Raw genomic sequence first — 864 nt, 5'->3', positions numbered from 1 at the left:
TCGCCGCCGGACAATTGTTGCGGGAAGGGGTTCCACCCTTGGGGTGGGGCCCCTTTTCTGCGTTTACGGGGTAGGTGCGGGGACTTTCGGGAGCGGGGTCGTGTCTGCCTGGCCCGTTCTACGGGATCACCTCGCGATCGCGAGGGAGCCGGGGAAGCTCGAGGGACAGGGCCTACGGACTTTCCCGGGCTTGCTAGGCTGGAGAGGCCGGGCCACCCCACCAGCGGGTGGCCTTCTTCGCGCCGGACCACGGTGGGGCGCGGAGCAGCGACAGCGAACGGGGCGCATCCCGCGGCCGGAGACCGCCCGCACAGCGAACCGTCCCATCCGTTCGAGATGATGGGACGCGCTCGCACAGTGAGCAGACGAATGGACCAGAAGTGAACAGTGATAACGGGCGTGACGGCGCGGGCCGCCGCGAAGAGGGCGAAAACCGCGGATCTGGCGGTCAGCGGGGTTACCGCGACAACCGCGGTGCTGAGAGGGGGCGTCCCGGTGACGGCCCCCGTTACGGTGAGCGTCGAGAGGGGCGTTCGGGCGGCTCTTATGGTTCGCGGGACCGAGGTGACCGTCCAGGATTCAACCGAGACCGGGGTGCCGGCCGTCCCTCGTTCGACCGTGACGATCGTTCGCGCGGTGGCCAGCGGTCCTACGGCGACCGCGACCAGTCCCGCGGTGGCTCCTACGGATCCCGTGATCGGGGCGACCGCCCTTCCTACAACCGTGACGATCGCCCCGGCGGCGGTTACCGGGGTGACCGGCCCTCCTCCAGCCGTGGCGACCGTTCCGGTGGTTACGGTCAGGACCGTGGTGAGCGGCGGTCGTTCGATCGTGGTGAGCGTCCTTCGTATGGTCGTGAGGATC

The 864-nt window shown here is 69.1% G+C and carries 1 protein-coding gene; it reads left to right on the top strand.

Translation table 11 applies throughout. The annotated features are described in order from the left end of the window. Positions 1–387: 387 nt before the first annotated feature. Positions 388–864, top strand: a 477-nt coding sequence (locus ABD841_RS40535; RefSeq protein ID WP_344982403.1) for a hypothetical protein, incomplete at its 3' end; no start/stop codon positions are given.

This window comes from Streptosporangium fragile, assembly GCF_039534445.1.
Classification (GTDB): domain Bacteria; phylum Actinomycetota; class Actinomycetes; order Streptosporangiales; family Streptosporangiaceae; genus Streptosporangium; species Streptosporangium fragile.
This window is presented reverse-complemented; position numbering and strand designations above follow the sequence as displayed.